Here is a 21765-nt window from a genome sequence, read left to right as displayed (position 1 = left end):
AACGCGGACAATCCAGGTTCAGCCTCTGCTTCCGCCCATGACCGACGTCTCGCCCGCCCCCAGCTTCAAACTGCCCCAGCCCCGCCATGCCAGCCGCGTGCCGGCCCACATCACGCCGGAGCTGCTGGAGCGGGTGCGCCAGGGCGCCTACAACCTGCCGCAGGTGGTCAAGCCGGCGGACTTCATCCCCGAGGACAGCCCGAAGCTGGAGCAGCACCTGGATGGCCTGGGCCTGATCCTGTTGCAGAAGGCGGTGCCCCATCAGCGGCCCAGCCGCTGGATTGCGCCCACCCTGATCGACAGCGCGTTGCGCCACCTGGACGAGGTGGGCGTGGGCCGCGAGACGCGGGCCATCATGATCGAGCGGGCCGCCACGCTGGAGGCCCTGGGCATCACCCGCGCCACGCAGGACGGATCGGGCGACGGCTGGGAGCGCCTGTTCCGCCAGCCGCTGCCGGTGCGCCATGCGGCCTGGCAGGGCAAGGGGCTGGATGTGGGCTTCCGCGCCCCCATCCCGGCCGAGCCGGTCTGGGCCTTCTTCCGCCACGGCGACAAGCGCGCCTTGCTGGGCGCGCTGGCCGATGCGCCGCGCTGGCCCGACGCGGCCGAGCTGGCCGCCCACCTGGACGCGCTGGCCGAGCGCAGTGCCTGGTGCGACGAGAAGGCGATGGACTCGCTGCTGCCGCGCCTGCAGGCCGAATGTCTGCGGCCGCAAAGCCTGGCCGAGCTGAAGGCCGCCTGCACCCGCGCCCAGGACCGCTGGGAACGCCAGGTCAACGAGCAGCAGACGCTCTCCAGCCTGAACCACGAGCTGGCCTTCCAGGGCTACCCGGACAGCTTTCCCATCGCCCGGCAGTTGAAGCGCCAGGTCACCCTCTTCGTCGGCCCGCCCAACAGCGGCAAGACCCACGCGGCCTTCGAGCGCCTGTCCCAGGCCCTGGACGGCGCCTACCTGGCGCCGCTGCGTCTGCTGGCGCTGGAAGGACGCGACCGCCTGGTGGCCAAGGGCGTGCCTTGTTCGCTGCTGACCGGCGAGGAGAACGTGCCGGCCGACGGCGCCCGCGTGGTGTCGTCCACCATCGAGATGGTCAACACCCGTGACCCGATCGACGTGGCGGTGATCGACGAGGCCCAGATGCTGTTCGACAACTCGCGCGGCTGGGCCTGGACCCAGGCCATCGTGGCGGTGCCCGCGCGCGAGCTGGTCATCATCTGCTCCGAATACGCGGTGCCGGCCATCGAGAGCCTGCTCAACCTCTGTGGCGAGAGCCCGGTGGTGCGCAAGTTCGTGCGCAAGCAGCATGTGGACCTGCTGAAGTCGCCGGTGCCGATCGCGGCGCTGAAGAAGGGCGATGCGGTGGTGGCCTTCAGCCGGCGCGAGGTGCTGATGCTGCGCGACCAGATCGCCGCGGTGGGCCACCCGGTGTCTGTCGTCTATGGCGCGCTGCCGCCCGAAGTGCGCCGGCGCGAGGCCGAGCGCTTCGCCACCGGCGAGTCGCACATCCTGGTGGCCACCGACGCCATCGGCATGGGCCTGAACCTGCCGATTCGGCGGGTGCTGTTCTCCACCATGACCAAGTTCGACGGCGTGGGCGACCGGTCGCTGAGCGAGTCTGAGGTGCACCAGATCGCCGGCCGTGCTGGCCGCTTCGGCCTGCACGAAGAGGGCTTCACCGGCGTGCTGCACGAGGCCGAGCCCGGCGCGGCACGGGCCCTGAAGGAGCTGCTGCCGCGCACCCCGCGCGCGCCGCGCAACTTCAAGGCGCCGGTGGCGCCCAGCTGGTGGCATGTCAGCACCATCGCCCAGCGCCTGGGCAAGCAGCGCCTGCAGGAGGTGCTCAACGTCTTCATGGACCAGCTGCGCCTGGACAACGCCCACTTCCAGGTGGCGGAGCTGGAGCAGATGCTGGACCTGGCCGGCGAGCTGGACCGCAACGCGGCCAGCCTGAGCCTGCGCGACCGCTTCGTCTACGCCCAGGCGCCGGTGGATGCGCGCACCGAGACCCTGGTGCAGGACTTCCTGGGCTGGGCTTGGGAGCATGCCCAGAAGGGCAGCGTGAGCCGCCCCGGCGTGCTGGACGAGGTGGACGAGCACAGCCGCTTGGACCGCATGGAGCAGGCCCTGCGCACCTGCACGCTGTGGCTGTGGCTGGACCTGCGCTTCCCCGGCATCTACGGCCAGGTGGACGAGGTGGTGGGCCTGCGCAGCCGCCTGAACGACGGCATCGAGCGCCAGCTCAAGGGCAAGAAGCCGCTGTGGCAGATGCGCCAGCGGGGTCGGGCGCGGCACTGAGTGCCTCGCTGAACGCGATCGGCAGCAGGCCATCGGCCGCTACGGGGTGCGCAGATACCCCATCAAGACCTGCACGATGGCCGCTTCGACCGCCTCCGGTTTGAACATGGAGGGCGGGTCGATCACCGTTGCGTGGACCAGCGATTCCAGGGTCTGCAGCAGCATCCAGGTGGCCAGGTCCAGATCGCGCGGCGCGATCTCGCGGCGGTATTGCTCCAACAACTGCCGTACCTGCTGAAAAATTCCTCCGTCGGCCACGCTCTGATCGCGCGGTGCATCGAAAAACGGGAACTCCCTTTCCAGCACGCGGTGGAGTTCCGGCGCCACCCGGTGCGCCGCCAGCAGCGCCCGCACCATCGCGCGCACGTGGCCTTGCAGCCCATCGGGCCGCTCGGCGGCCAATACCGCGGCGATGGCGGCATACATCTGCGCACCGTGGCGCTCGTGCAGCGCCGTGACCAGCGAGTCCTTGTTGGGAAAGTACTGGTAGACCGAGCCGACGCTCACGCCCGCACGTTCCGCCACCACGTTGGTGTTGGTGCCGGCGTAGCCACGCTCGGCCAGAACGCGAGCCGTGGCCTCCAGGATGGCCTCGACCATGGCCAGGGAACGGGCTTGACGCGGCGTCTTGCGGGGCTGCGGCAGCGGACGAGGGGACGCCGCGGAATGCGAGTTTTCAATGCGAGCCATGGCTCATATTCTCTTCGACATGTGAAGCGAGTTTTTACTCGCATTGAAAGGAAAGATCACATGTCTTCGTTTCGTTCGCCTCATTCACCTCATTCGGCGGGTGCGCCCGCCGCCGCGCCGCCGGTCAATGTCTTCCTGCGGCTGCTGCCCCTGACGCTGGCCGTGTTCATCGGCTTTCTCACCATCGGCCTGCCGCTGTCGGTACTGCCCCTGCACCTGAGCCAGCACCTGGGCATGGGTGCGCTCGGTGTGGGTGCGCTGATCGGCAGTCAGTTCGGCGCGGCGCTTCTGTCGCGTGCCTGGGCCGGGGCGCTCGTCGACACCCGCGGGGCCAAGCGCGCGGTGGTCTCCGGTCTGCTGCTGGCCACGGCCTCCGGTCTGGCCTATGGGGTCTCCCTGGCCTTCGGCCTGGGCCCGGCCGCCATCGGGGCCCTGTTGCTGGCCCGGCTATTGCTGGGCTGCGCGGAAAGCCTGGTCGTCACCGGCGCGCTGGGCTGGGGCGTGGGCCTGGTCGGTCCGCAGCATGCCGGCAAGGTGATGGCCTGGGTCGGCATTGCCATGTACGGTGCCTACGCGGCCGGCGCGCCGGCCGGCGTGGCGGTCGATGCGCGCTGGGGCTTCACCGGCGTCGCCGTGGCGACCGTCCTGATCCCGTTGGTGGCGCTGGCCATCGTGGTCGGTCTGCGGGCCACGCATCCCGCCGCTCAACGGCGCACGCCGTTCTACAAGGTGCTGGGCGCCGTGTGGGTGCCGGGCCTGGGCCTGGCCTTGTCCAGCGTGGGCTTCGGGGTCATCACCACTTTCGGGGCGCTGCTGTTCAACGCACGCGGTTGGGGGTCGGCCGCGGTCGTGTTCACGGCGTTCGGGCTGGCCTTCATCGGTGCGCGGCTCTTCTTCGCTCATCTGCCGGACCGGCTGGGCGGCGCCCGGGTGGCGCTGGCCTGTGTGGTGGTGGAGGTCTTGGGACAGCTGCTGATCTGGGCTGCGGACAGCGCGGCAGTGGCGGCTGCGGGGGCCGCGCTGACCGGCTTCGGTTACTCGTTGGCTTTTCCTGCCTTCGGCGTGGAGGCCGTCCGGCGCGCTCCACCGCAGGCCCGTGGTGTGGCAATGGGGGCCTATGTCGCGTTCCTCGATCTGTCGCTGGGCCTCACCGGTCCGGCGGCCGGCCTGATCGCGGGAACGGCCGGCGTGGGGACGGTCTACCTGGCCGGTGCCTTGATGGTGGCACTCTCGCTGGCCGTGGCGCTGTCGCTGCTGCGTCGACCGATCGAGGGCCTGGCGCCCCAGGCCTGAGACACCGCACCCGCGGGACGCCCCAAAAGGAACCTCCCGCGGGTTTGTGGGGCTGCCCCGCGGCCCGCAACTTGCTAGCCTTGCTCCCTGCAAAGGAGCTCCCTGGGGAGGGGGCGGGGGTGCAGACGGTGGTGGTGATTGGCAGTGCCGCAGCAGGCGGCGGGGCGCGGCCGGGCGTGTTGGCCGGGCAGTGGGTGCAGGCCTTCAGCCGGCAGGTGATGGCCTTGCAGCGCCAGGCGCGCGCGCCCATGTCGGCGGATTGGCTGGCCCAGGCCCTGGCGCCGCTGGGTGAACTGGTGCCGTTTTCCCGTGCCTGGTGGGGCCAATGCTCCTCGGGGGCCGACGAGGCGCCGCCCACCAACTGGCTGCATGGCAGCCTGCACCTGGCCCTGTCCTTCGGGGCGGAATGGAACGAGGTCGGCCAGGCCGATCGCTTCGCCCGGCAGTCGCTGCGGCACCTGGGCCAGGTTTGCCGTTCCAGCGGCCACCGCTCGGCTGGCGACGCGCTGGAGTCCTTTTCGCGGCGGCACGACATCTTCCACGCCATGGCCATCTCGATGGACTTGCCGGCCAGCGGCTTCCGCTTCTTCGTCTCGGTCTACCGGGGCGAGCGCGAGCGGGCCTTCAGCGAGCTGGAGGCCATGGTCTTCGGCGAGTTTTGCCAGCATCTGATGCAGCTGTGGCAGCAGCGGGTCTGGGAGTCGCTGGGCCTGTCCCAGGCCGGGGAGGGCGACCAGCGCGCCCTGTGCGACGCCCAGGGCCGGCTGATCTACCTGGGCCGCTCGGTGGCCCAGAGCCTGGCCCGGCACCTGCAGGACTGGCAGGGCGAGGTGCTGCCGGGCGAGTGGTTGGCCCATGGGTCAACGCCCCGCCTGCTGCCCATGGGCGCGCGCGAGGCGCTGCGGGTGCAGCGTCAGGGCGAGCTGCTGGCGCTGTCGCTCGGGCCGGCCACCGCGGGCCCGCTGCCGCCGCGCGAGCTGGCGGTGGCCTGGCGTTTTGCCCAGGGCCAGTCGCACAAGGCCATCGCGCTGGAGCTGGGCCTGAGCCCGGCCACCGTGCGCACCTACCTGCGCGATGCCTACCAGCGCCTGGGCGTGGACAACCGGGTCGCACTGATCCACCGGCTGGCCGCGCTCGATGGGGGCGCGGCCAGTTAGTGGGCCTGTGGGTGGTCGATCAGGCCTGGCGCGGCAGGATGTTGTGGCGCATGCCGCACTGGCAGGCGTAGGGGTTGTAGGCGCCCCAGTTGAGGGCCTGCTCGATCTGCCGGGCGCGGCTGGCCTGGGCGGTACTGACCTTTGCGTTGAGGGCGGTGCCGAGGGTGGCATAGTCTCCCGTGCCCATCACCACGTTGCCGCCCACCATGGTCAGCAGCACCGAGTTGCGCCCCAGGGCCTCGTCACTGGCCTGCATGAAGTTGTTCTCCAGGACGATGAGGTCGGCGTATTTGCCCACTTCGATCGAGCCGATGTTCTGCTCCATGCGCAGCTGCCAGGCCGAGTTCATGGTGATGGCGCGCAGCGTGTCGGCGCGGCTCAGGGCCGGGTCGCTGTTGATGGGGCCCGTGTAGTCCGGGTTGGTGTAGGCGGCGCTGTTGGGGTTTTGCGGGTCGCCGGAACGGGTGACGGCGCACTTGAGGGCCAGGAACTCGTCCATGGGGTCGATCGGCCAGTCGCTGCCGAAGCCCACCCGGGCCCCGGCGTTGCGCACGCTGCCGAAGGGCTCCATGCGCTGGAAGCGGTCCCTCACCCAGGTGGTACTGGGTGTCTCCCACCGAATAGCCCGCCTGCTGGGCCCACTGGAAGGCAAAGCTGGCCATCACGTTCAGCTGGGCGTAGCGGGGATAGTCGGCCACGGCCACCGTTTCGTTGTGGGCGATGACCGGGCGGAAGCTGGTGCTGGACACCTGCGTGCGGGCGTAGGCCACGGCGTCCAGCACCTGGCGCACGGTGCGCTCGCCGGTGGCATGCACGTGGGGGTCGAAACCACTGCTGGCGATGGCGGCCATCAGCGGGTTGAGCACCGAGGGCGGGAAGTAGTCGGCCCCGGTGTTGGTGCCCGGCACCCAGTTGGGGGCAGCGTCCGTGCCCGCGTTGGTGAAGTAGGGCGTGAGCAGGCCGCCGGTGTCGGCAGGGGCGTTGACGACACCGTCGCCGAACATCTTGAGGTGGCGGAAGCGGATGCCGGGGGTGACCTGCGGTTCGCCCTGGTCATAGGTCTTGGCCAGCGTCGTGGCGGTGGCCACGGCCGCGGCGGGGTCGGTGGCGGCGTCTTCGGCCGCGATCTGGATGGCGAAGAAGGCGCGGGCGGTCAGCTCACCGGACTTCTGCAGCGCGGTGAAGGCCACCCCCTGGGCGTCACCGGCCGAGGCGTCCATAAAGGTGGTGATCCCCGACTTGCGCATCTGGGCCAGCGCGGCGCGGGCCTGGTTGAGCTGATCGGCTTCGGTGTCGGGCGGAATGACGGCCGACACGGCCCAGCCGGCGGCGTCCTCGCAGATGCCGGTGGGGTTGCCGTCGGCGTCGCGGTCAAAGCTGCCGCCCGTGGGGTCGGGCGTGTCCCGGGTGACGCCGGCCAGGGCCAGGCCGCGGCTGTTGGTCAACACCGTGTGGAAATCGGACGAGCGCACGAGGATGGGGCGGCTGGTGTGCAGCGCATCCAGCGTCTCCTTGGTCGGGTCGGTGTCCAGCGATTGGGTGCTCTGGCGATCCCAGTTGACCACCTCCAGCCAGGTGTTGGGCTCCTGGTCGGCCGTGGCGTCCAGAAAGCCCTGGATGAGGGTCTGCATCTGGGCGCGGGTCAGCGGGGCGTAGTTCAGGTTGGCCTGGAGCAGGGCGCGGCCACCGGCCAGGGGGTGCATGTGGGCATCGACAAAGCCGGGCATCAGCATGCGCCCGGCCAGGTCGATGACCTGGGTGTTGGGGCCGATGTAGGCGGCCGCGCTGCTGCTGCTGCCCACGTGGACGATCAGGCCGTCGCGCACGGCCACGGCCTGCTGCACGGTGTCGTGCTCGTCCACGGTGTAGACATAGCCGTTGCGCAGCACGGTGTCGGCCGGCGCGGGATCGCTGCTGTCGCCATTGCAGCCCACCAGCAGTTCGGTGGGGGCCAGCAGGGCCACGAAGGCGGCGCCCATGCTGCGGCGGCGGGTGAATGAGGTGGGTTTGTCTGACATGGTGGACTCCGGCAACGGCAACAAAGTTGGCCGTCAAGGTAGTCCGGGTCAGCACGTTTGCCCCCTCCGCAGATGCGGAAGGGGGGCGGTTTCACTGGGGGGAGGTGCTGTCGCAGCGCGAGGCGTCGCTGCCGCCGTCGCCGCAGGTCTGTTCGCGCACGTAGCGCTGCACCAGGGCGAAGAAGCGGTCGTAGAAGCTGCCGGCGGGGATGGTCTCGCTGCCCACGCGCACCAGCGAGTCGTCGGAGGACGACAGGGGAATGGACAGCGAGCCCAGAGGCAGGCCCACGCTGGCCGAGGTGGAGGCCTTCTTCAGGGCGTAGCGTTCCTGCACCGCGTTGACGAAGGCGGTGGAGAGCTTCGGCTCCCGCGGGTCGGCGGTGCAGGTGACGGTGAAGTTGATCTCCACATGCATCTCGCCGTCGGGCTGAAAGCGCTTGTTGCCCGTCACCACATCCTTGCTGCTGGTGTTGATCACATAGCCCTGGCTCAGCAGGGCCAGGCGGGCGGCCTCGCAGGTGGAGGCCGCGTCCGCGTCGAACAGCCGAGAGTAGGTTTCGTCCGCCTTGAAGTGTTCGTTCTGGTAGACCGAGGCCGCCTTGCGGGTCTCGGTGCTGCAGCCGGCGGCCACCAGCGCCAGCAGCAGGCTGGCCCACAGGCTGGCGTGGCGCCACCTGGCGCGTGGCAGATTCATGGTCATGCTCCCAAAGACTCGGATCCGCCCTGCGGGTTCCCGGCAGAAACGCCAGCGCAACATGGCAGGGGATGTCGCCGGGATTATCCCGCCCGCGGTGACAGGGCGCCGAGCGCGGAGGCCGTCCGCACGCCCAGGGCCTGGTCCAGCCGGTGGCGGGGCGCGCGCTGCAGGCGGCACAGGGTGGCGTGCCCGACGGGCTCGCCGGCGAGCCGGTCCGCGAAGCGCTGGGCCACCTCGTCCTGCAGGCGGGCCAGCAGGTGGGCGGTGAGGGTGGCGTCGGACAGGGCGCGGTGGGCCCGGCCGTCGCGCGCCAGGCCCAGCCAGCCGCTCAGCTCGCTCAGCCGGTGCGAGGGCGCCTGGTCGAACAGACGCCGGCTCAGCAGCAGGGTGCAGGCGAACCCGGGGCCCTCGCCCAGCGGCCGGCCGGCCCGCTCGGCCTCGGCCAGCCAGAAGCCGCGGTCGAAGGCGGCGTTGTGGGCCACCAGGGGGCAATCGCCGACGAAGTCCAGCACCTCGCGCATCACGGCTTCCGCGGGCGGTGCCTGGGCCAGCATCGCGTTGCTGATGCCGGTCAGGCGCTCGATGAAGGGCGGCACCCGCACATCCGAGCGCATCAGGCTCTGGTAGTGGCCCACCACCTGGCCGCCGCGCAGCAGCACGGCCGCGATCTCGGTGGCGCGGGCGCCCTGCTGAGGTCCCATGCCGGTGGTCTCGAAGTCGATGACGGCTAGGGTTTCTACTGATTTCTCCGCGGAATCGGCGATCATGCCGGGATTGTGCCGCGCCCCCGACCTCTGGCAGCGGGCACGCTTCCTGCCTCAGCCCTCGCATGTCCGATCTCGCCGCGCCGTCCCCCCACACGCCCTTCGAAGATGCCCAGGCCATCTTCACCGGCACCCTGTTCATCTCGCTGGCGCTCATCCTGTTCAACCAGGTGGGCATGATCACCGGCGGCACGGCCGGCGCGGCCTTCGTGCTCAGCCACCTCACCGGCATCAGCTTCGGCAAGCTGTTCTTCGCCATCAACCTGCCGTTCTACGGCTTCTCCTGGAAGCACATGGGGCGCGAGTTCACGCTCAAGACCTTCGGCGCCATCACGCTGCTGTCGCTGATGACCGAGTTCTCGCCCGCGCTCTTCGCCATCGACCGGCTGCATCCAGCATATGCCGCCATCCTGGGCGGGCTGCTGCTGGGCTCGGGGGTGCTGTTCCTGGCCCGCCACCGCGCCAGTCTGGGCGGGGCCACGGTCATCTCGCTGTACCTGCAGCAGTCGCGCCACTGGCGGGCCGGCAAGATCCAGATCGGCATGGACCTGGCCGTGCTGGCCACTGCGGCCGCCGTGCTGCCACCGCCCAAGCTGGGCTATTCGGTGCTGGGCGCCGTGGTGATGGGCCTGTTCATCGCCATCAACCACCGCCCCGGGCGCTACAACGGCACCTGACCGCCCAGGGGCGGTCCTGCCAGGGGCCGGTGCTAAACTCCGGCGCTGTTGGTGCCTGGGCCATTCTTCTGGTGGCCTGGGGTAAACGGGAAGCAGGAAGGCCAGTCTCCACGAGATGCGCCCAACCTGCGCTGCCCCCGCAACGGTAAGCGGACGTGGTGTCCGGGAACAGGCTTCCCGCACCGCCGCTCGTGCACCTGGTCACTGAGGGTGATCCCCTCGGGAAGACTGCACGGGTCGTTCCGCCAGCCCGGATACCGGCCAACGGGGGGTGGGGTGCTTGGGCACCTCCGCCATGGGGTGACGACCTGCGGGGAAGCCGGTCGTCGCGTGGCCGTGATGGCTGTCGTGTCCGGTGTGCCGCCTGCTGAGCAGGCCCGCCGCCGCAGCTGCCGGCTCTGTTCGAGCGAGTCCTCTCATGTTCCTGCGCACGCCTGTCGCGCTTGCCGTGGCGCTGTCCGCGCCCGTGTTCGTCCACGCCCAGACGTCGGGCACGAACCTTCCCGGCTCCGACACCACCGACTACGTCGTCACCGCCAGCCGCATGCCTGAATCGGCCGCGCAGGCGGTGCGGCCGGTCACCGTCATCACCGCCGAGGACATCCGGCAGTCCGGCGCCGGGTCCGTCACCGACCTGCTGCGCACCCTGGGCGGGGTGGAGATCACCCAGAACGGTGGTCTGGGCAGCAGCAGCAGCGTGTTCATCCGTGGCGCCAACAGCGACCACACCGTGGTGCTGGTCGATGGCGTGCGCATCGGCTCGGCCACCACCGGCACGGCCGCCTTCGAGGCCATTCCGCTGGCCCTGATCGATCGCATCGAGGTGCTGCCCGGCCCGTCCAGCAGCCTGTACGGGTCGGACGCCATCGGCGGCGTGATCCAGATCTTCACCAAGAGCGCCAAGCGTTCGCCGGGCGCGGCGGTGGCGCTCACGGCGGGTAGCCATGATCTGCGCCAGACCACGGCCAGCTATGCCGCCGCCATGGGCGAAGGCACCCAGCTGTCCCTGGGCCTGAACTACCTGAGCACCGATGGCATCAATGCCACCACGCCCGACAACACCTACAACTACAACCCCGACCGTGATGGCCTGCTGCAACGCAGCGGGCAACTGCGGCTGACCCAGCAGATCAACGCCGACCACGAGGTGGGCGTGCAGTGGCTGCGCAGTGCCAGCAAGGGCCGCTTCGACGATGGTCCCAACATCGACAGCTACAGCCAGTCCGTCACCCAGACCCTGGGCGCCCACTGGAACGGCCAGCTCACCCAGAGCTGGCGCAGCGAGCTGAGCGTCGCGCGCTCGCAGGACCAGTCCACCAGCTACAGCAACTTCCCCGGCACCTTCAACACCCGCGAAGACCAGGCCAGCTGGCTCAACCGCCTGCCGGCCTTCGGCGGCACGGCCACCGTGGGCCTGGAATGGCTCAAGCAGAATGTGGACAGCACCACCGACTACACGGTGGACGGGCGCACCGTGCGCAGCGCTCTGGTGGGCTGGAAGGGGCAGATCGGCGAGCACGCCCTGCAGGCTGATGTGCGAGAGGACCGCAACAGCCAGTTCGGCCACCACACCACGGCCCAGCTGGGCTGGGGCTGGCAGCTGGCACAGGACTGGCGCTTGCGTGCCGCCTGGGGCAGCGCCTTCCACGCGCCGACCTTCAACACCCTGTACTACCCCGGCTTCGGCAATCCCGACCTGAAGCCGGAGAAGTCCGACAGCTACGAGCTGGGCCTGGATGGCAAGCTGGCCGGCCTGGAACTGGGCGCCACGGTGTTCGACAACCACATCCGCGACCTGATCGACTATGCGCCGCCCGACTACCTGCCGGCCAACGTCGACAAGGCCCGCATCACCGGCCTGAGCCTGAAGGCCGGCGGCACGCTGATCGACCGCGACACCCGCTTCAAGGCCAACCTGACTTGGCAGGACCCGAAGAACGACGAGACCGACCAGCTGTTGCGCCGCCGTGCGCGGGTGTTCGGTGGCCTGCACCTGACCCACAGTGCCGGCCCCGCGCAGATCGGCACCGACTTCAGCTGGGTGGGCCGTCGCTTCGATTCCGCCGACCAGTCCGCCGCCAGCGCCATGGGCGCCTACGGCCTGGTGGCCGTCTTCGGCAGCTGGGCCTTCACGCCCGAGTGGCGCCTGGAAGCGCGGGTGAACAACCTGACCGACAAGCACTACACCACGGCCCAGGGCTACAACACGCCGGGCCGCGAAGGCCAGGTCACCCTGCGCTGGACGCCGGCCCTCTGATCGGCTGAGCGCATCCTCCCGGCCCGCCCGCTGCCTGCGCACCATGTCCCTCGCGACCGTGCCACCGTCTGCGACCCGCCCGTCGACCCATCCGGCCTTCGGGACGGGCCGCCGGCGTGGGCTTGCGCTGGCAGCGGTGGCCCTGGTGCATGGCGTGCTGGCCGCGGCCGTCTGGGGCCCCGGGGCGGGCGGCCGACCGGCTTCGCAAGCCGCGGCACCTTCGGGACAGCTGGTGATGCTCACCCTGCCACTGTCGGCGCCCACGCCGGCTGTGCCCGCCGCGCGCCCGGGACGGGGCCGGCCACCGGCCGAAGACCGCGGCCACCCGCAGGGTGCGCTGTCCGCGCCCGCCGCGCCGGCACCGGCCGTGGTGCCGATGTTGGCCGCACAGCGCCCGGCCGTTGCGCAGGCGGCCCAGGCATCCCTGCAGGTGGCCACTGCACCCTCGGGCCCCGCGCCCGCCAGCCGCGCCGAGGGCGCGCTGGGTCAGGCCGTGGCCCAGGCCGCCAGCGCCGCCACCCCGCTGGCGGCGGCGGGTGGTGGCAACCACGGCGCTCGCGCCTTGCCCGGCAATGCCTTGCCGCCCTACCCGGAAGCCGCCCGCGAGGACGGACTGGAGGGCCTGGTGCGGCTGGCGGTGGAGGTGGATGCCCAGGGCCGCGTGAGCGCGGTGCGCTGGGACGCGCGCTCGGGCGTCATGCTGCTGGACATCGCTGCGCGCGACGCGGTGCGGCTGTGGCGCTTCGAGCCGGCCCGCCAGGATGGCCAGGCCGTGGCCAGCACCGTGCGCGTGGCCCTGCAGTTCCGCCTGGACGCCCCGGTGCGCTGGGTGGCCCAGGCCGACACCCGCTGAGCTGCCCATGAACGCTTCCCGTCCCCCCTTGACGGCGGCCCGCACCCTGCGGGTGCTGGGCCTGCTGCTGGCCCTGGCCCTGGGGGGGCTGGCCTGGGCGCTGGCCAGCGGCAGCGACGCCCTGGCCTGGACCGACCTGCCCCGTCTGCTGGTGCAACCCGACGGCAGCATGGCCTCGGAAATCCTGCACCGGCTGCGCCTGCCGCGCGCCCTGGCCGCGCTCAGCACCGGTGCGCTGCTGGCGCTCTCGGGCGCGCTGATGCAGGTGCTGCTGCGCAACCCGCTGGCCGACCCCTATGTGCTGGGCCTGTCGGGCTCGGCCGCGCTGGGGGCCCTGCTGATGCTGGCGCTGGGCTGCAGCTTCCTGGCGGTGCAGGCCGGGGCCTTCGTGGGCGCGCTGGCGGCCGTCGCCATCGTCTTCCTGCTGGGCCGGCACGACCTGGGCCGGCTGGAGGCCGCCAGCAGCCAGGACAGCACGCCGCGCCTCTTGCTGACCGGCGTGATGCTGTCGTCCATGGCCATGGCCGGTGTCAGCCTGGTGCTGAGCCTGGCGCCCAGCGAGCAGCTGCGCGGCATGCTGTTCTGGATGATGGGCGACCTCTCCGGCACCGATGTGCCCGCGCCGGTGCTGCTGCTGCCGCTGGCCCTGCTGGCGCTGCTGATGCCCTTCGGCCGCGACCTGAATTTGCTGCTGCGCGGCCCCGGCCCTGCCCAGATGCTGGGCGTGCCGGTGCGGCGGGTGCGGGCCCTGATCTACCTGTGCGCCTCGGCCGCGGCCGCCACCGCGGTGACGGTGGCCGGCTCGGTCGGCTTCGTCGGCCTGGTGGTGCCGCATGCGCTGCGCCTGATCCTGGGCAATGACCAGCGCCTGCTGTTGCCCGCCAGCGCCCTGAGCGGCGCGGCCTTTCTGCTGGCCGCCGACACGCTGGCCCGCACCCTGGTGGACCCGCTGCAGCTGCCGGTGGGCGTCATCACCGCCTTGGTGGGCGCGCCCACTTTCATCATCCTGTTGACGCGACGGGGGCGCGGATGAGCCGCGGCCTGGCCGCCATTCCTGGGGCGCCGCTGCTGCAGGCGCAGGGCCTGGGCGTGCAGGTGCCCGGCCCCGGCCGCGACGCGCGCTGGCTGCTGCGCGGCCTGGACCTGGCGGTGCAGCCCGGCCAGTGCTGGGTGCTGCTGGGCCGCAACGGCGCGGGCAAGACCCAGCTGCTCAGCACCCTGGCCGGCGCCCGGCCCCCGGCCGAAGGCAGGCTGGCGGTGGCCGGCCACCCGCTGACGGCCTGGCCCCTGGCCGAGCTGGCCTGCTGGCGCGGCTACGTGCCCCAGCAGGTGGTGGACGCCTTTCCCGCCCCGGTGCTGGACGTGGTGCTGCAGGGCCGCCACCCGCATCTGTCGCGCTGGCACTGGGAGGGCGAGGCCGACACGGCGCTGGCCCGCGCCGCGCTGGCCCGCGTGGGCCTGGCCGGCTTCGAGGGCCGTGACGTGACCACGCTCTCCGGTGGCGAGCGCCAGCGCGTGGCCCTGGCCACCCTGCTGACGCAGGACCCGCCGCTGGCCCTGCTGGACGAACCCCTGGCCCACCTGGACCTGGCCCAGCAGCTGCGCATGCTGGACCTGCTGGCCGACGATGTGCGCGCCGGCCGCCGCGCGCTGCTCGTCTCGGTGCACGACCTCAGCCTGGCCCAGCGCGTGGCCACCCATGCGCTGCTGCTGGACGGGCAGGGCGGCCCGGCGCTGGCCGGCCCGGTGGACACCGTGATGCGCGAGGACACGCTCTCGGCCGCCTTCGGCCACCCGCTGCGCTGTCGCGAGATCGACGGCCGCCGCTGGTGGCTGCCGGCTTGAGCGCCGCGCCGCCACCGTTGTTGAAAGAGATCCCATGCCGAACGACGACACCCCCGCCTCACCCGAGGACAGCGAAGCCCACCACAAGGCCAAGATGCAGCGCCACAAGGCCGCGGTCGATGCCCGCATCGCCCGCGCCGACCAGGACACCGGCCTGCTGCTGGTGCTCAGCGGCCCCGGCAAGGGCAAGAGCAGCTCGGCCTTCGGCATGGTCGCGCGCACCCTGGGCCACGGCGGGCGCGTGGGCGTGGTGCAGTTCATCAAGGGCGCCATTCCCACCGGCGAGGAGCGCTTCTTCCGCCGCTTCCCCGACGAGGTCGAGTTCCACGTCACCGGCGAAGGCTTCACCTGGGAGACGCAGAACCGCGCCCGCGACATCGAACGCGTGGCGGCCGGCTGGGCCATCGCCCGCGGCCTGCTGCAGCGCCCGGACATCGACCTGGTGGTGCTGGACGAGCTCAACATCGTGCTGGCCCACGATTACCTGCCGGTGGCCACGGTGTTGGCCGACCTGGCCGCGCGGCCCGCGGGCCAGCATGTGGTGGTGACCGGCCGCGGTGCCCCGCCCGAGCTGGTCGAGGCCGCCCACACCGTCAGCGAGATCAAGGTCGTCAAGCATGCCTTCAAGCAGGGCATCCGCGCCCAGCCGGGCATCGAGTTCTGAGCCCGGCCACCCCCTTTCACGTCACCCATCCCCCCGCCATGACCACCTTCGCCGTCCGCATCCCCCCCGTGTCCACCGCGCTGGACGCCGCCCTGCAGCACAAGATCGACACCAAGACCAAGCCGCTGGGCGCCCTGGGCCGGCTGGAGGCCCTGGCCCTGCAGATCGGCCGCGTGCAGCAGAGCCTCACGCCGTGCCTGTCGCAGCCGCAGGTGGTCGTCTTCGCGGGCGACCACGGCATCGCGCTGGAAGGCGTGAGCGCCTACCCGCAGGACGTGACCTGGCAGATGGTCATGAACTTCCTGGGCGGCGGCGCGGCGGTCAATGTGCTGGCGCGCGACCAGGGCCTGGCGGTGCGGGTGGTGGATGCGGGCGTCAACCACGACTTCCGCCCGGTGCCGGGCCTGGTGCACGCCAAGATCGCCCCGGGCACCGCCAACAGCGCGCTGCAGCCGGCCATGACGACCGAACAGGCCGTGGCCGCGCTGGAGCGGGGCCGCGCCCTGATGCGCGAGGCCCGCGAGCAGGGCTGCAATGTGGTGGCCTTCGGCGAGATGGGCATTGCCAACACCAGCGCCGCCTCGCTGCTGCTGCACAAGCTGGCCGACGTGCCGCTGGACGTGGCCACCGGCCGCGGCACCGGCGTGGACGAGGCCGGCCTGCAGCGCAAGCAGGCGGTGCTGGCCCGCGCGGCCGCGCGCACCGGCGTGCTGCGCGAGCAGCCGCTGCAGGCCCTGGCCGAGTACGGCGGCTTCGAGATCGCGATGATGGCCGGCGCCATGCTGGGCGCGGCCGAGGCGGGCATGCTGGTGCTGGTCGATGGCTTCATCACCAGCAGCGCCATGCTGGTGGCCTCGCGCCTGGCGCCTGAGGTGCTGGGCTATGCCGTCTTCGCCCACCAGTCGGCCGAGCGCGGCCACCAGGCCATGCTGCAGGCCATGCAGGCCCAGCCGCTGATGATGCTGGACCTGCGTCTGGGCGAGGGCACCGGCGCGGTGCTGGCCTACGGCCTGGTGCGCGCGGCGGTGGCCTTCCTCAACGAGATGGCCAGCTTCGAGTCGGCCGGCGTCTCCAACAAGGACTGAGGCCGTGGGTGAGCGCTGCCGCGCGCTGATGGTCAGCGCACCCGCCTCCGGCCAGGGCAAGACCACCGTCACCGCGGCCCTGGCCCGGCTTTGGACGCGCCAGGGTCTGCGGGTGCGGGTCTTCAAGACCGGGCCGGATTTTCTGGATCCGATGATTCACGCCCGGGCCAGCGGCCAACCCTGTTGGCAGCTGGACCTGTGGATGGGCGGCGAGGCCCATTGCCGGCGCCTGCTGGCCGAGGCCGCGCAGGACCACGACATCGTGCTGGTCGAGGGCGTGATGGGCCTGTTCGACGGCCGGCCCAGCAGCGCCGACCTGGCCCAGACCTTCGGCCTGCCGGTGCTGGCGGTGATCGAGGCCGCCTCCATGGCCCAGACCTTCGGCGCCCTGGCCCTGGGCCTGCAGCAGTACCGGCCCGGCCTGCCGGTGAGCGGCGTGCTGGCCAACCGCGTGGGCAGCCCCGGCCACGCCGAGATGCTGCGCGAGAGCCTGCCGCCCGGGCTGGCCTGGTACGGGGCGCTGCCGCGCGAGGCGGGCTTTGAACTGCCCTCGCGCCACCTGGGCCTGGTGCAGGCGGCCGAGCTGGCCGACCTGGAAGCCCGGCTGGACCGCGCGGCCGACGCCCTGGCCGCGCTGGACCTGCCGCTGCCGCCCGAGGTGGACTGGGGCCGGCCCGAGCCCGATGCCGAGGAGCAGGCCGTGGTCGCGCGCGCGCCGCTGCGCGGCCAGTGCGTGGCCATCGCACAGGATGCGGCCTTCGCCTTCCTCTACCCGGCCAATGTGCAACTGCTGCAGCGCCTGGGCGCGGGCCTCTGCTTCTTCTCGCCCCTGGCCGACGAGCCGGTGCCCGAAGGCGCCACCGCCGTCTACCTGCCCGGCGGCTACCCTGAGCTGCACGCCGCCACCCTGGCCGCGGCCCAGCGCACGCGCCGCAGCCTGCAGGCCCACTATGCCGCCGGCCGGCCCCTGGTGGCCGAATGCGGTGGCATGCTGGCCCTGGCCGAGGGGCTGACCGATGCCCAGGGCAGCCGCCATGCCGGCTGGGGCCTGCTGCCCGGCGAGGCCCGCATGAGCCCCCGCCTGGTCAACCTGGGCCTGCACGCGGCGGCGCTGCCCGAAGGCACGGTGCGCGGCCACACCTTCCACCATGCCTGTTTCGAGAGCCCGCTGCCGCCCCTGGCCCACACCCAGGCCCAGCGCCACCACGGCCAGCCCGAGGCGGTCTACCGCCAGGGCCGCCTGCAGGCCAGCTTCCTGCACGCCTACTTCCCCAGCGCCCCGGCGGCGGTGGCGCGCTGGTTCTCGGTCTGAGCCCGGGCGGCCCCGGAGGACGGGCGCGGGGGGCCGCCGATACACTCGGTGGACACGCGTCCGTGTCCCTCCACCATGACCGACACCCCATCCCCGGCCACCGCCATGCCGGCCATCGAGGCCAGCCGTGTCGTGGCCGACGAGTTGCGCTTCAAGGCCAAGCTGGCCATCGGCGAGCAGGCTGATGCCTCACTGCGCGCCGTCAACCGGGCGCGGGAGATCTGGGATGTGCTGGGCGCGGCCGGCACCGGTGCGGCGGTGGCCAAGTCCAGCCTGGTGGCCTCTACCTTCTTCGCGCCCGGCGGCCTGCTGGGCGCGGTGGGCCTGGGCACGGCGGCCACGCCCGTCGGCTGGGTGGCCTTCGCGGCGCTGGCCTCCGGCGGCGCCTGCTACGGCCTGTACCGCCTGCTGGGCAACCGGCGGGGTGAGCGGGTCATCGAGATCCCACGCTACCTGAACACGCCGCTGGACCAACTGGGCCTGGCCATCTTCGACCTGATCGCGCCCTTGGCCGTCCGCATGGCGGCGGTTGACGGGTGCATCGAGCGGGCCGAGCTGGACCATCTGCAGCAGCACCTGGTGCGCGAATGGGGGCTGGATGAGGCCTTCGTCAACCAGGCCCTGGTGCGCATCATCGGCGAGGCCTCGGCCGGTGACCTGGCCCGCATGGCCCGCGAGCGCAGCGCCTTCCTGCACGCCAACCCCGATTGCAACCATGCCGCCATCGCGACCGATGTGCTGCAGAGCCTGCGCCAGATGCTGGAGGCGGCCGGCCCGATCACCCCCGACGAGGCCGCGGCCCTGGACGAGGTGGCGGCCCTGCTGGCCCAGGCGCCGCCGGGCGAGCTGGCGAAGGCCTGGGCCCTGGCCCGCCAGCGGGCGCAAACGGCGGGCGCCGGCCTGGTGCAGGGCTTGGCTCATGGTGTGAGTCAGGGCGGAGAGGCGGTGGTCCGCACGGCCGGCCAGGTGGCCCAGCGCCTGCCGGGCGTGCTCAAGGACATCGAATCCACCGGCCAGCAGGTGCGCGAGCGCCTGGGCCGGACCCTCAAGCGCTGACGCAGGCCCGCCGGCACCGTCCCAGCCATCTTCCACCCCCTCGACTTTCCCAGAAGAAACCCCTTCATGCCGACCCTGCTGAGTTCCCTGGTGGTGGCCTTCGTGGCCGTGCTGCACCTCTACATCCTGGTGCTGGAGATGTTCCTGTGGGACAAGCCCCTGGGCCGCAAGGCCTTCGGCCTGAGCCCCGAGCGCGCGGCCCTCACCAAGGTGATGGCGGCCAACCAGGGCCTGTACAACGGCTTCCTGGCCGCCGGCCTGCTGTGGAGCCTGCTGGCCCCGGCGCCCCTGGCGCGCCCGCTGCAGTTCTTCTTCCTGGGCTGCGTGCTGGTGGCCGGCCTGTTCGGCGCCGCCACCGCCAGCCGCAAGATCCTCGTCATCCAGGCCCTGCCGGCCTTGGTGGGCCTGGGGCTGGTGTGGATGGGCTGAGCCAGGCCGGGTTCAGCGCAGGATCCAGGCGGCTGAAACCCCCAGCAGCGCCAAGCCCAGCACCGCGCTGACGGTCTGCCAGAAGCGCACCGGGTGGCGCTCGATCAGCGGCACGCGGGCCGGTTCGGCCCAGCGCGGGTCCGGGGCGGCCAGCGCGTGGGTGAACTCGGACAGCGCTTCGTGCCGGCGCGCGGGCTGCGGGTGCAGGGCTTTGGCCAGCACGGTGTCCAGCCAGGCGGGCAGGTCGGGCCGGTGCTGGCGCAGCGGGATGTAGCGCAGGCCGGCCAGGTCCCGCGGGCTGCGCAAGCGGGGCACCTGCAGGCCGTAGGGCAGTTGGCCGCTGAGCATCTGGTAGGTGAGCACCGCCAGCGAGAAGAGCTCCGCGGCCACGCCGGGCGGCTGGCCGACGAAGTACTCCGGCGCCAGGTACTGCAGGGTGCCGGCCAGCGCCGGGTCGCGGTCGGTCAGGCCGGCCTCGGCCAGGCCCGCCACATGCACCGAGCCGAAGTCGATCAGCTTGAGCGTGCCGGTGCGGTCGATCATCAGGTTCTCGGGCCGCAGGTCCTGGTGCAGCATCTCCTTGCGGTGAAAGGCCTGCAGGCCCGCGGCGATCTGCTGCACCCAGGGCCGCACCTCGGCCAGGTCGGGGCGGGGGTGGTCGCGCATCCACTGCGCCAGCGTCTGGCCTTCGATGTGCTCCATGGCGACGAAGAGGTGCTGGCGCGGCCGCTCGTGGCCGGTGCCGCTGGCGGGCTTGAGCACATGCGGGTGGTCGATGCGCCGGGCCACCCATTCCTCCAGCAGGAAGCGGTCGATGGCCTGGGCATCGGCCCGCAGATCCTGGGCGGGCACCTTCAGGGCCACCGGCTGTCCGCTGGCATCGTCGGTGGCCAGCCAGACCTGGCTGCGGGCGCTGGTGTGCAGTTCGCGCAGCAGGGTGTAGCCCTCGAAGCGCATGCGCGCCTGCAGCGGCGGCGGAAAGGACAGATGGCGCTGTGCGTCCGCCGTGGCCTGGGCCTCGGCCGGTGGCAGCGCGTCCACGCGCGCCAGCTGCACCGTGATGTTGTCCTGGCTGCAGCGCGCCAGGGCGGTGGCGGCCAGGGCCGCGGCGGCCGCGTCCAGGTCGGCCGGGCGCCGGGCCAGGGCCGCGTGCACATCGGCGGCGCCGAGGTGTTCGTAGGCGCCGTCGGTGGCCAGCAGGTAGACCTCGCCCTCGGCCAGCGGCCAGCAGCGGTAGTCGATCTCGACCGCGGCGTCCGCGCCCAGCGCCCGGGCCAGGTGGCTCTCGGCCGAGGACAGGCGCACCCGGTGATCCTGCGTCAGGGCTTCCAGCGCCTGGGGATGCAAGCGGTAGATGCGGCTGTCGCCCACATGCAGCAGGTGGCCTTCGCGGCCCTTCAGGATCAGCGCGCTGAAGGTGCAGACATAGCCGCGGTCCGGGTCGAAGCGGGCGTCGCTGCGGCGGGTCTGGGCATGCAGCCAGGCGTTGGTGGCCTCCAGCACGCACTGGCCGGCGCGGCGCACCGTCCAGGTTTCGGCGGTGCCGTAGTAGTCCTCCAGGAAGCTGCGCACCGCGGCCGCGCTGGCCACCTGGCTGACGCGGCTGCTGCTGATGCCGTCGGCCAGCGCCAGCACGATGCCTTGGGTGGTCAGCTTGGGGCCGGTGGGCACCACCGCGCCATGGAAGTCCTGGTTGACCGGCTTGGGCCCGGCCAGCGAGTGCTGGCCGATCGAGACACGCAGTTCCTGGGTCATGGGGCCATTCTGGCCCCTCAGGCCAGCACGCGCTTGGGCGCCGTCTTGACGTGGGTGGCGTACAACGTGGCGCCCACGAAGCTCAGGCCGCCCACCAGGTTGCCCAGCACGGTGGGGATCTCGTTCCAGAGGAAGTAGTCCATCAGCGTGAAGTGGCCGCCCAGCATCAGGCCCGAGGGGAACAGGAACATGTTGACGATGGAGTGCTCGAAGCCCATGTAGAAGAACACCAGGATGGGCATCCACATCGCGATGACCTTGCCCGAGACCGAGGTGGACATCAGGGCGGCCACCACGCCGGTGGAGACCATCCAGTTGCACATCACGCCGCGGATGAACAGCGTCAGCATGCCGGCCGCGCCGTGCGCCGCATAGCCCACGGTGCGAGCCTCGCCGATGCTGCCGATCTTCTGGCCGATGGCATTGGGTGCCTCGGTGAAGCCGAAGGTGAAGATGATGGCCATGAAGACGGCCACCGTCAGCGCACCGGCGAAGTTGCCGACGAAGACCAGGCCCCAGTTGCGCAGCACGCCGGCCCAGGTGGCGCCCGGGCGGCGGTCGAACACGGCCAGCGGGGCCAGCGTGAACACACCGGTCAGCAGGTCGAAGCCCATCAGGTAGAGCATGCAGAAGCCCACCGGGAAGAGCAGGGCGCCGATCAGCGGGTTGCCGGTGTTGACGCTGACGCTGACCGCGAAGGCCGCGGCCAGGGCCAGGATGGCGCCGGCCATGTAGGCGCGGATCAGGGTGTCGCGGGTGGACATCAGCAGCTTGGATTCGCCGGCATCGACCATCTTGGTCACGAATTCGGCGGGGGCGAGGTAGGCCATGGTGGGTTCCTTCAGGACAGTCAGTCAGACATGGAGGAGACAGTGCGGCCCATGCCGGCGGCAGCCGGGCATGAAAAAAGGCGCCCATAC

At 71.7% G+C, this 21765-nt stretch carries 19 protein-coding genes, 1 pseudogene and 1 riboswitch; of the genes and pseudogenes, 13 read left to right on the top strand and 7 right to left on the bottom strand.

The features are described 5' to 3' along the window. Positions 1-37 precede the first annotated feature (37 nt). Positions 38-2293 carry a helicase-related protein gene (locus I73_RS02095; protein WP_022979101.1) on the top strand — a complete coding sequence of 752 codons (2256 nt, stop codon included), beginning with the start codon at positions 38-40 and terminating at the stop codon, positions 2291-2293. 39 nt (positions 2294-2332) lie between these two features. Here the strand turns inward: I73_RS02095 and I73_RS02090 are convergent, their stop codons facing one another. Continuing rightward, positions 2333-2983, bottom strand: coding sequence for a TetR/AcrR family transcriptional regulator (locus tag I73_RS02090; protein WP_022979100.1), 651 nt, complete (start codon positions 2981-2983; stop codon positions 2333-2335). A 60-nt stretch (positions 2984-3043) separates the two neighbouring features. Between I73_RS02090 and I73_RS02085 the strand changes: the two genes are divergently transcribed. Beyond that, positions 3044-4276 carry an arabinose transporter gene (locus tag I73_RS02085; RefSeq protein WP_022979099.1) on the top strand — a complete coding sequence of 411 codons (1233 nt, stop codon included), beginning with the start codon at positions 3044-3046 and terminating at the stop codon, positions 4274-4276. A 131-nt stretch (positions 4277-4407) separates the two neighbouring features. Beyond that, positions 4408-5433 carry a LuxR C-terminal-related transcriptional regulator gene (locus I73_RS25455; protein WP_148289653.1) on the top strand — a complete coding sequence of 342 codons (1026 nt, stop codon included), beginning with the start codon at positions 4408-4410 and terminating at the stop codon, positions 5431-5433. Positions 5434-5452: 19 nt separating this feature from the next. On the opposite strand, the gene I73_RS34375 is transcribed toward I73_RS25455, so the two are convergent. From I73_RS34375 to I73_RS02065, 4 genes and pseudogenes are all read right to left on the bottom strand, one after another. Then, positions 5453-6004 (bottom strand): amidohydrolase family protein, encoded by a 552-nt coding sequence (locus I73_RS34375; protein WP_255348147.1) that lies wholly within the window; start codon positions 6002-6004, stop codon positions 5453-5455. A gap of 79 nt (positions 6005-6083) precedes the next feature. Beyond that, positions 6084-7412: pseudogene (locus I73_RS34370) on the bottom strand (amidohydrolase); the annotation flags it as partial. A 130-nt stretch (positions 7413-7542) separates the two neighbouring features. After that, a complete protein-coding gene (locus I73_RS25445) occupies positions 7543-8145 on the bottom strand; it encodes a DUF2242 domain-containing protein (protein WP_234409388.1) in 603 nt (200 codons plus the stop codon). An 83-nt stretch (positions 8146-8228) separates the two neighbouring features. Then, positions 8229-8915 carry a PolC-type DNA polymerase III gene (locus I73_RS02065; protein WP_022979096.1) on the bottom strand — a complete coding sequence of 229 codons (687 nt, stop codon included), beginning with the start codon at positions 8913-8915 and terminating at the stop codon, positions 8229-8231. A gap of 62 nt (positions 8916-8977) precedes the next feature. Here I73_RS02065 and I73_RS02060 point away from each other — a divergent pair, with 62 nt between their 5' ends. The 10 genes from I73_RS02060 to I73_RS02015 all read left to right on the top strand — a co-directional run bounded on the left by I73_RS02060 (position 8978) and on the right by I73_RS02015 (position 19090). Beyond that, on the top strand, positions 8978-9589 hold the full coding sequence (locus tag I73_RS02060) for a YitT family protein (RefSeq protein WP_022979095.1): 612 nt from the start codon (positions 8978-8980) through the stop codon (positions 9587-9589). A gap of 32 nt (positions 9590-9621) precedes the next feature. After that, positions 9622-9870, top strand: a riboswitch (cobalamin riboswitch). A 137-nt stretch (positions 9871-10007) separates the two neighbouring features. Beyond that, positions 10008-11846 carry a TonB-dependent receptor domain-containing protein gene (locus I73_RS02055; protein ID WP_022979094.1) on the top strand — a complete coding sequence of 613 codons (1839 nt, stop codon included), beginning with the start codon at positions 10008-10010 and terminating at the stop codon, positions 11844-11846. A 43-nt stretch (positions 11847-11889) separates the two neighbouring features. Then, positions 11890-12699: an energy transducer TonB gene (locus I73_RS30635; protein ID WP_085944555.1), complete on the top strand. Its 810-nt coding sequence runs from the start codon at positions 11890-11892 to the stop codon at positions 12697-12699. A 28-nt stretch (positions 12700-12727) separates the two neighbouring features. After that, positions 12728-13732: an iron chelate uptake ABC transporter family permease subunit gene (locus tag I73_RS02045; protein ID WP_022979092.1), complete on the top strand. Its 1005-nt coding sequence runs from the start codon at positions 12728-12730 to the stop codon at positions 13730-13732. Continuing rightward, complete coding sequence (locus I73_RS02040) at positions 13729-14544, top strand: ABC transporter ATP-binding protein (protein ID WP_022979091.1); 816 nt, start codon at positions 13729-13731, stop codon at positions 14542-14544. The genes I73_RS02045 and I73_RS02040 overlap by 4 nt, the downstream gene beginning before the upstream one ends. A 34-nt stretch (positions 14545-14578) precedes the next feature. Continuing rightward, complete coding sequence (gene cobO / locus I73_RS02035) at positions 14579-15208, top strand: cob(I)yrinic acid a,c-diamide adenosyltransferase (RefSeq protein WP_022979090.1); 630 nt, start codon at positions 14579-14581, stop codon at positions 15206-15208. A gap of 38 nt (positions 15209-15246) precedes the next feature. Further along, the gene (gene cobT, locus I73_RS02030; RefSeq protein ID WP_022979089.1) at positions 15247-16293 is read left to right on the top strand and encodes a nicotinate-nucleotide--dimethylbenzimidazole phosphoribosyltransferase; all 1047 of its coding nucleotides are present in this window, start codon (positions 15247-15249) and stop codon (positions 16291-16293) included. A 28-nt stretch (positions 16294-16321) separates the two neighbouring features. Then, entirely contained in the window at positions 16322-17605 is a 1284-nt protein-coding gene (locus I73_RS02025) for a cobyrinate a,c-diamide synthase (RefSeq protein ID WP_040499419.1), read from the top strand. Between the two features lie 75 nt (positions 17606-17680). Next, positions 17681-18661: a TerB family tellurite resistance protein gene (locus I73_RS25435; protein ID WP_022979087.1), complete on the top strand. Its 981-nt coding sequence runs from the start codon at positions 17681-17683 to the stop codon at positions 18659-18661. A 66-nt stretch (positions 18662-18727) separates the two neighbouring features. Beyond that, a complete protein-coding gene (locus I73_RS02015) occupies positions 18728-19090 on the top strand; it encodes a DUF1304 domain-containing protein (protein ID WP_022979086.1) in 363 nt (120 codons plus the stop codon). Between the two features lie 12 nt (positions 19091-19102). On the opposite strand, the gene I73_RS02010 is transcribed toward I73_RS02015, so the two are convergent. Further along, the gene (locus I73_RS02010; RefSeq protein WP_022979085.1) at positions 19103-20845 is read right to left on the bottom strand and encodes a bifunctional protein-serine/threonine kinase/phosphatase; all 1743 of its coding nucleotides are present in this window, start codon (positions 20843-20845) and stop codon (positions 19103-19105) included. Positions 20846-20862: 17 nt separating this feature from the next. Next, a complete protein-coding gene (locus I73_RS02005) occupies positions 20863-21675 on the bottom strand; it encodes a formate/nitrite transporter family protein (RefSeq protein ID WP_022979084.1) in 813 nt (270 codons plus the stop codon). Positions 21676-21765 lie beyond the last annotated feature (90 nt).

Source organism: Ideonella sp. B508-1, assembly GCF_000333615.1.
Taxonomy (GTDB): Bacteria; Pseudomonadota; Gammaproteobacteria; order Burkholderiales; family Burkholderiaceae_C; genus Ideonella.
Note: the sequence above shows the minus strand (reverse complement) of the source record. Positions and strands in the feature narration are given on the sequence as shown.

Excerpts from the sequence above, each read along its gene's own strand:
- I73_RS02095 (WP_022979101.1), top strand. The coding sequence starts at position 38 with ATGACCGACGTCTCGCCCGCCCCCAGCTTCAAACTGCCCCAGCCCCGC.
- I73_RS02090 (WP_022979100.1), bottom strand. The coding sequence starts at position 2,983 with ATGGCTCGCATTGAAAACTCGCATTCCGCGGCGTCCCCTCGTCCGCTG.
- I73_RS02085 (WP_022979099.1), top strand. The coding sequence starts at position 3,044 with ATGTCTTCGTTTCGTTCGCCTCATTCACCTCATTCGGCGGGTGCGCCC.
- I73_RS34375 (WP_255348147.1), bottom strand. The coding sequence starts at position 6,004 with ATGGAGCCCTTCGGCAGCGTGCGCAACGCCGGGGCCCGGGTGGGCTTC.
- I73_RS25445 (WP_234409388.1), bottom strand. The coding sequence starts at position 8,145 with ATGAATCTGCCACGCGCCAGGTGGCGCCACGCCAGCCTGTGGGCCAGC.
- I73_RS02065 (WP_022979096.1), bottom strand. The coding sequence starts at position 8,915 with ATGATCGCCGATTCCGCGGAGAAATCAGTAGAAACCCTAGCCGTCATC.
- I73_RS02060 (WP_022979095.1), top strand. The coding sequence starts at position 8,978 with ATGTCCGATCTCGCCGCGCCGTCCCCCCACACGCCCTTCGAAGATGCC.
- I73_RS02055 (WP_022979094.1), top strand. The coding sequence starts at position 10,008 with ATGTTCCTGCGCACGCCTGTCGCGCTTGCCGTGGCGCTGTCCGCGCCC.
- I73_RS30635 (WP_085944555.1), top strand. The coding sequence starts at position 11,890 with ATGTCCCTCGCGACCGTGCCACCGTCTGCGACCCGCCCGTCGACCCAT.
- I73_RS02040 (WP_022979091.1), top strand. The coding sequence starts at position 13,729 with ATGAGCCGCGGCCTGGCCGCCATTCCTGGGGCGCCGCTGCTGCAGGCG.
- cobO (WP_022979090.1), top strand. The coding sequence starts at position 14,579 with ATGCCGAACGACGACACCCCCGCCTCACCCGAGGACAGCGAAGCCCAC.
- cobT (WP_022979089.1), top strand. The coding sequence starts at position 15,247 with ATGACCACCTTCGCCGTCCGCATCCCCCCCGTGTCCACCGCGCTGGAC.
- I73_RS02025 (WP_040499419.1), top strand. The coding sequence starts at position 16,322 with ATGGTCAGCGCACCCGCCTCCGGCCAGGGCAAGACCACCGTCACCGCG.
- I73_RS25435 (WP_022979087.1), top strand. The coding sequence starts at position 17,681 with ATGACCGACACCCCATCCCCGGCCACCGCCATGCCGGCCATCGAGGCC.
- I73_RS02015 (WP_022979086.1), top strand. The coding sequence starts at position 18,728 with ATGCCGACCCTGCTGAGTTCCCTGGTGGTGGCCTTCGTGGCCGTGCTG.
- I73_RS02010 (WP_022979085.1), bottom strand. The coding sequence starts at position 20,845 with ATGACCCAGGAACTGCGTGTCTCGATCGGCCAGCACTCGCTGGCCGGG.
- I73_RS02005 (WP_022979084.1), bottom strand. The coding sequence starts at position 21,675 with ATGGCCTACCTCGCCCCCGCCGAATTCGTGACCAAGATGGTCGATGCC.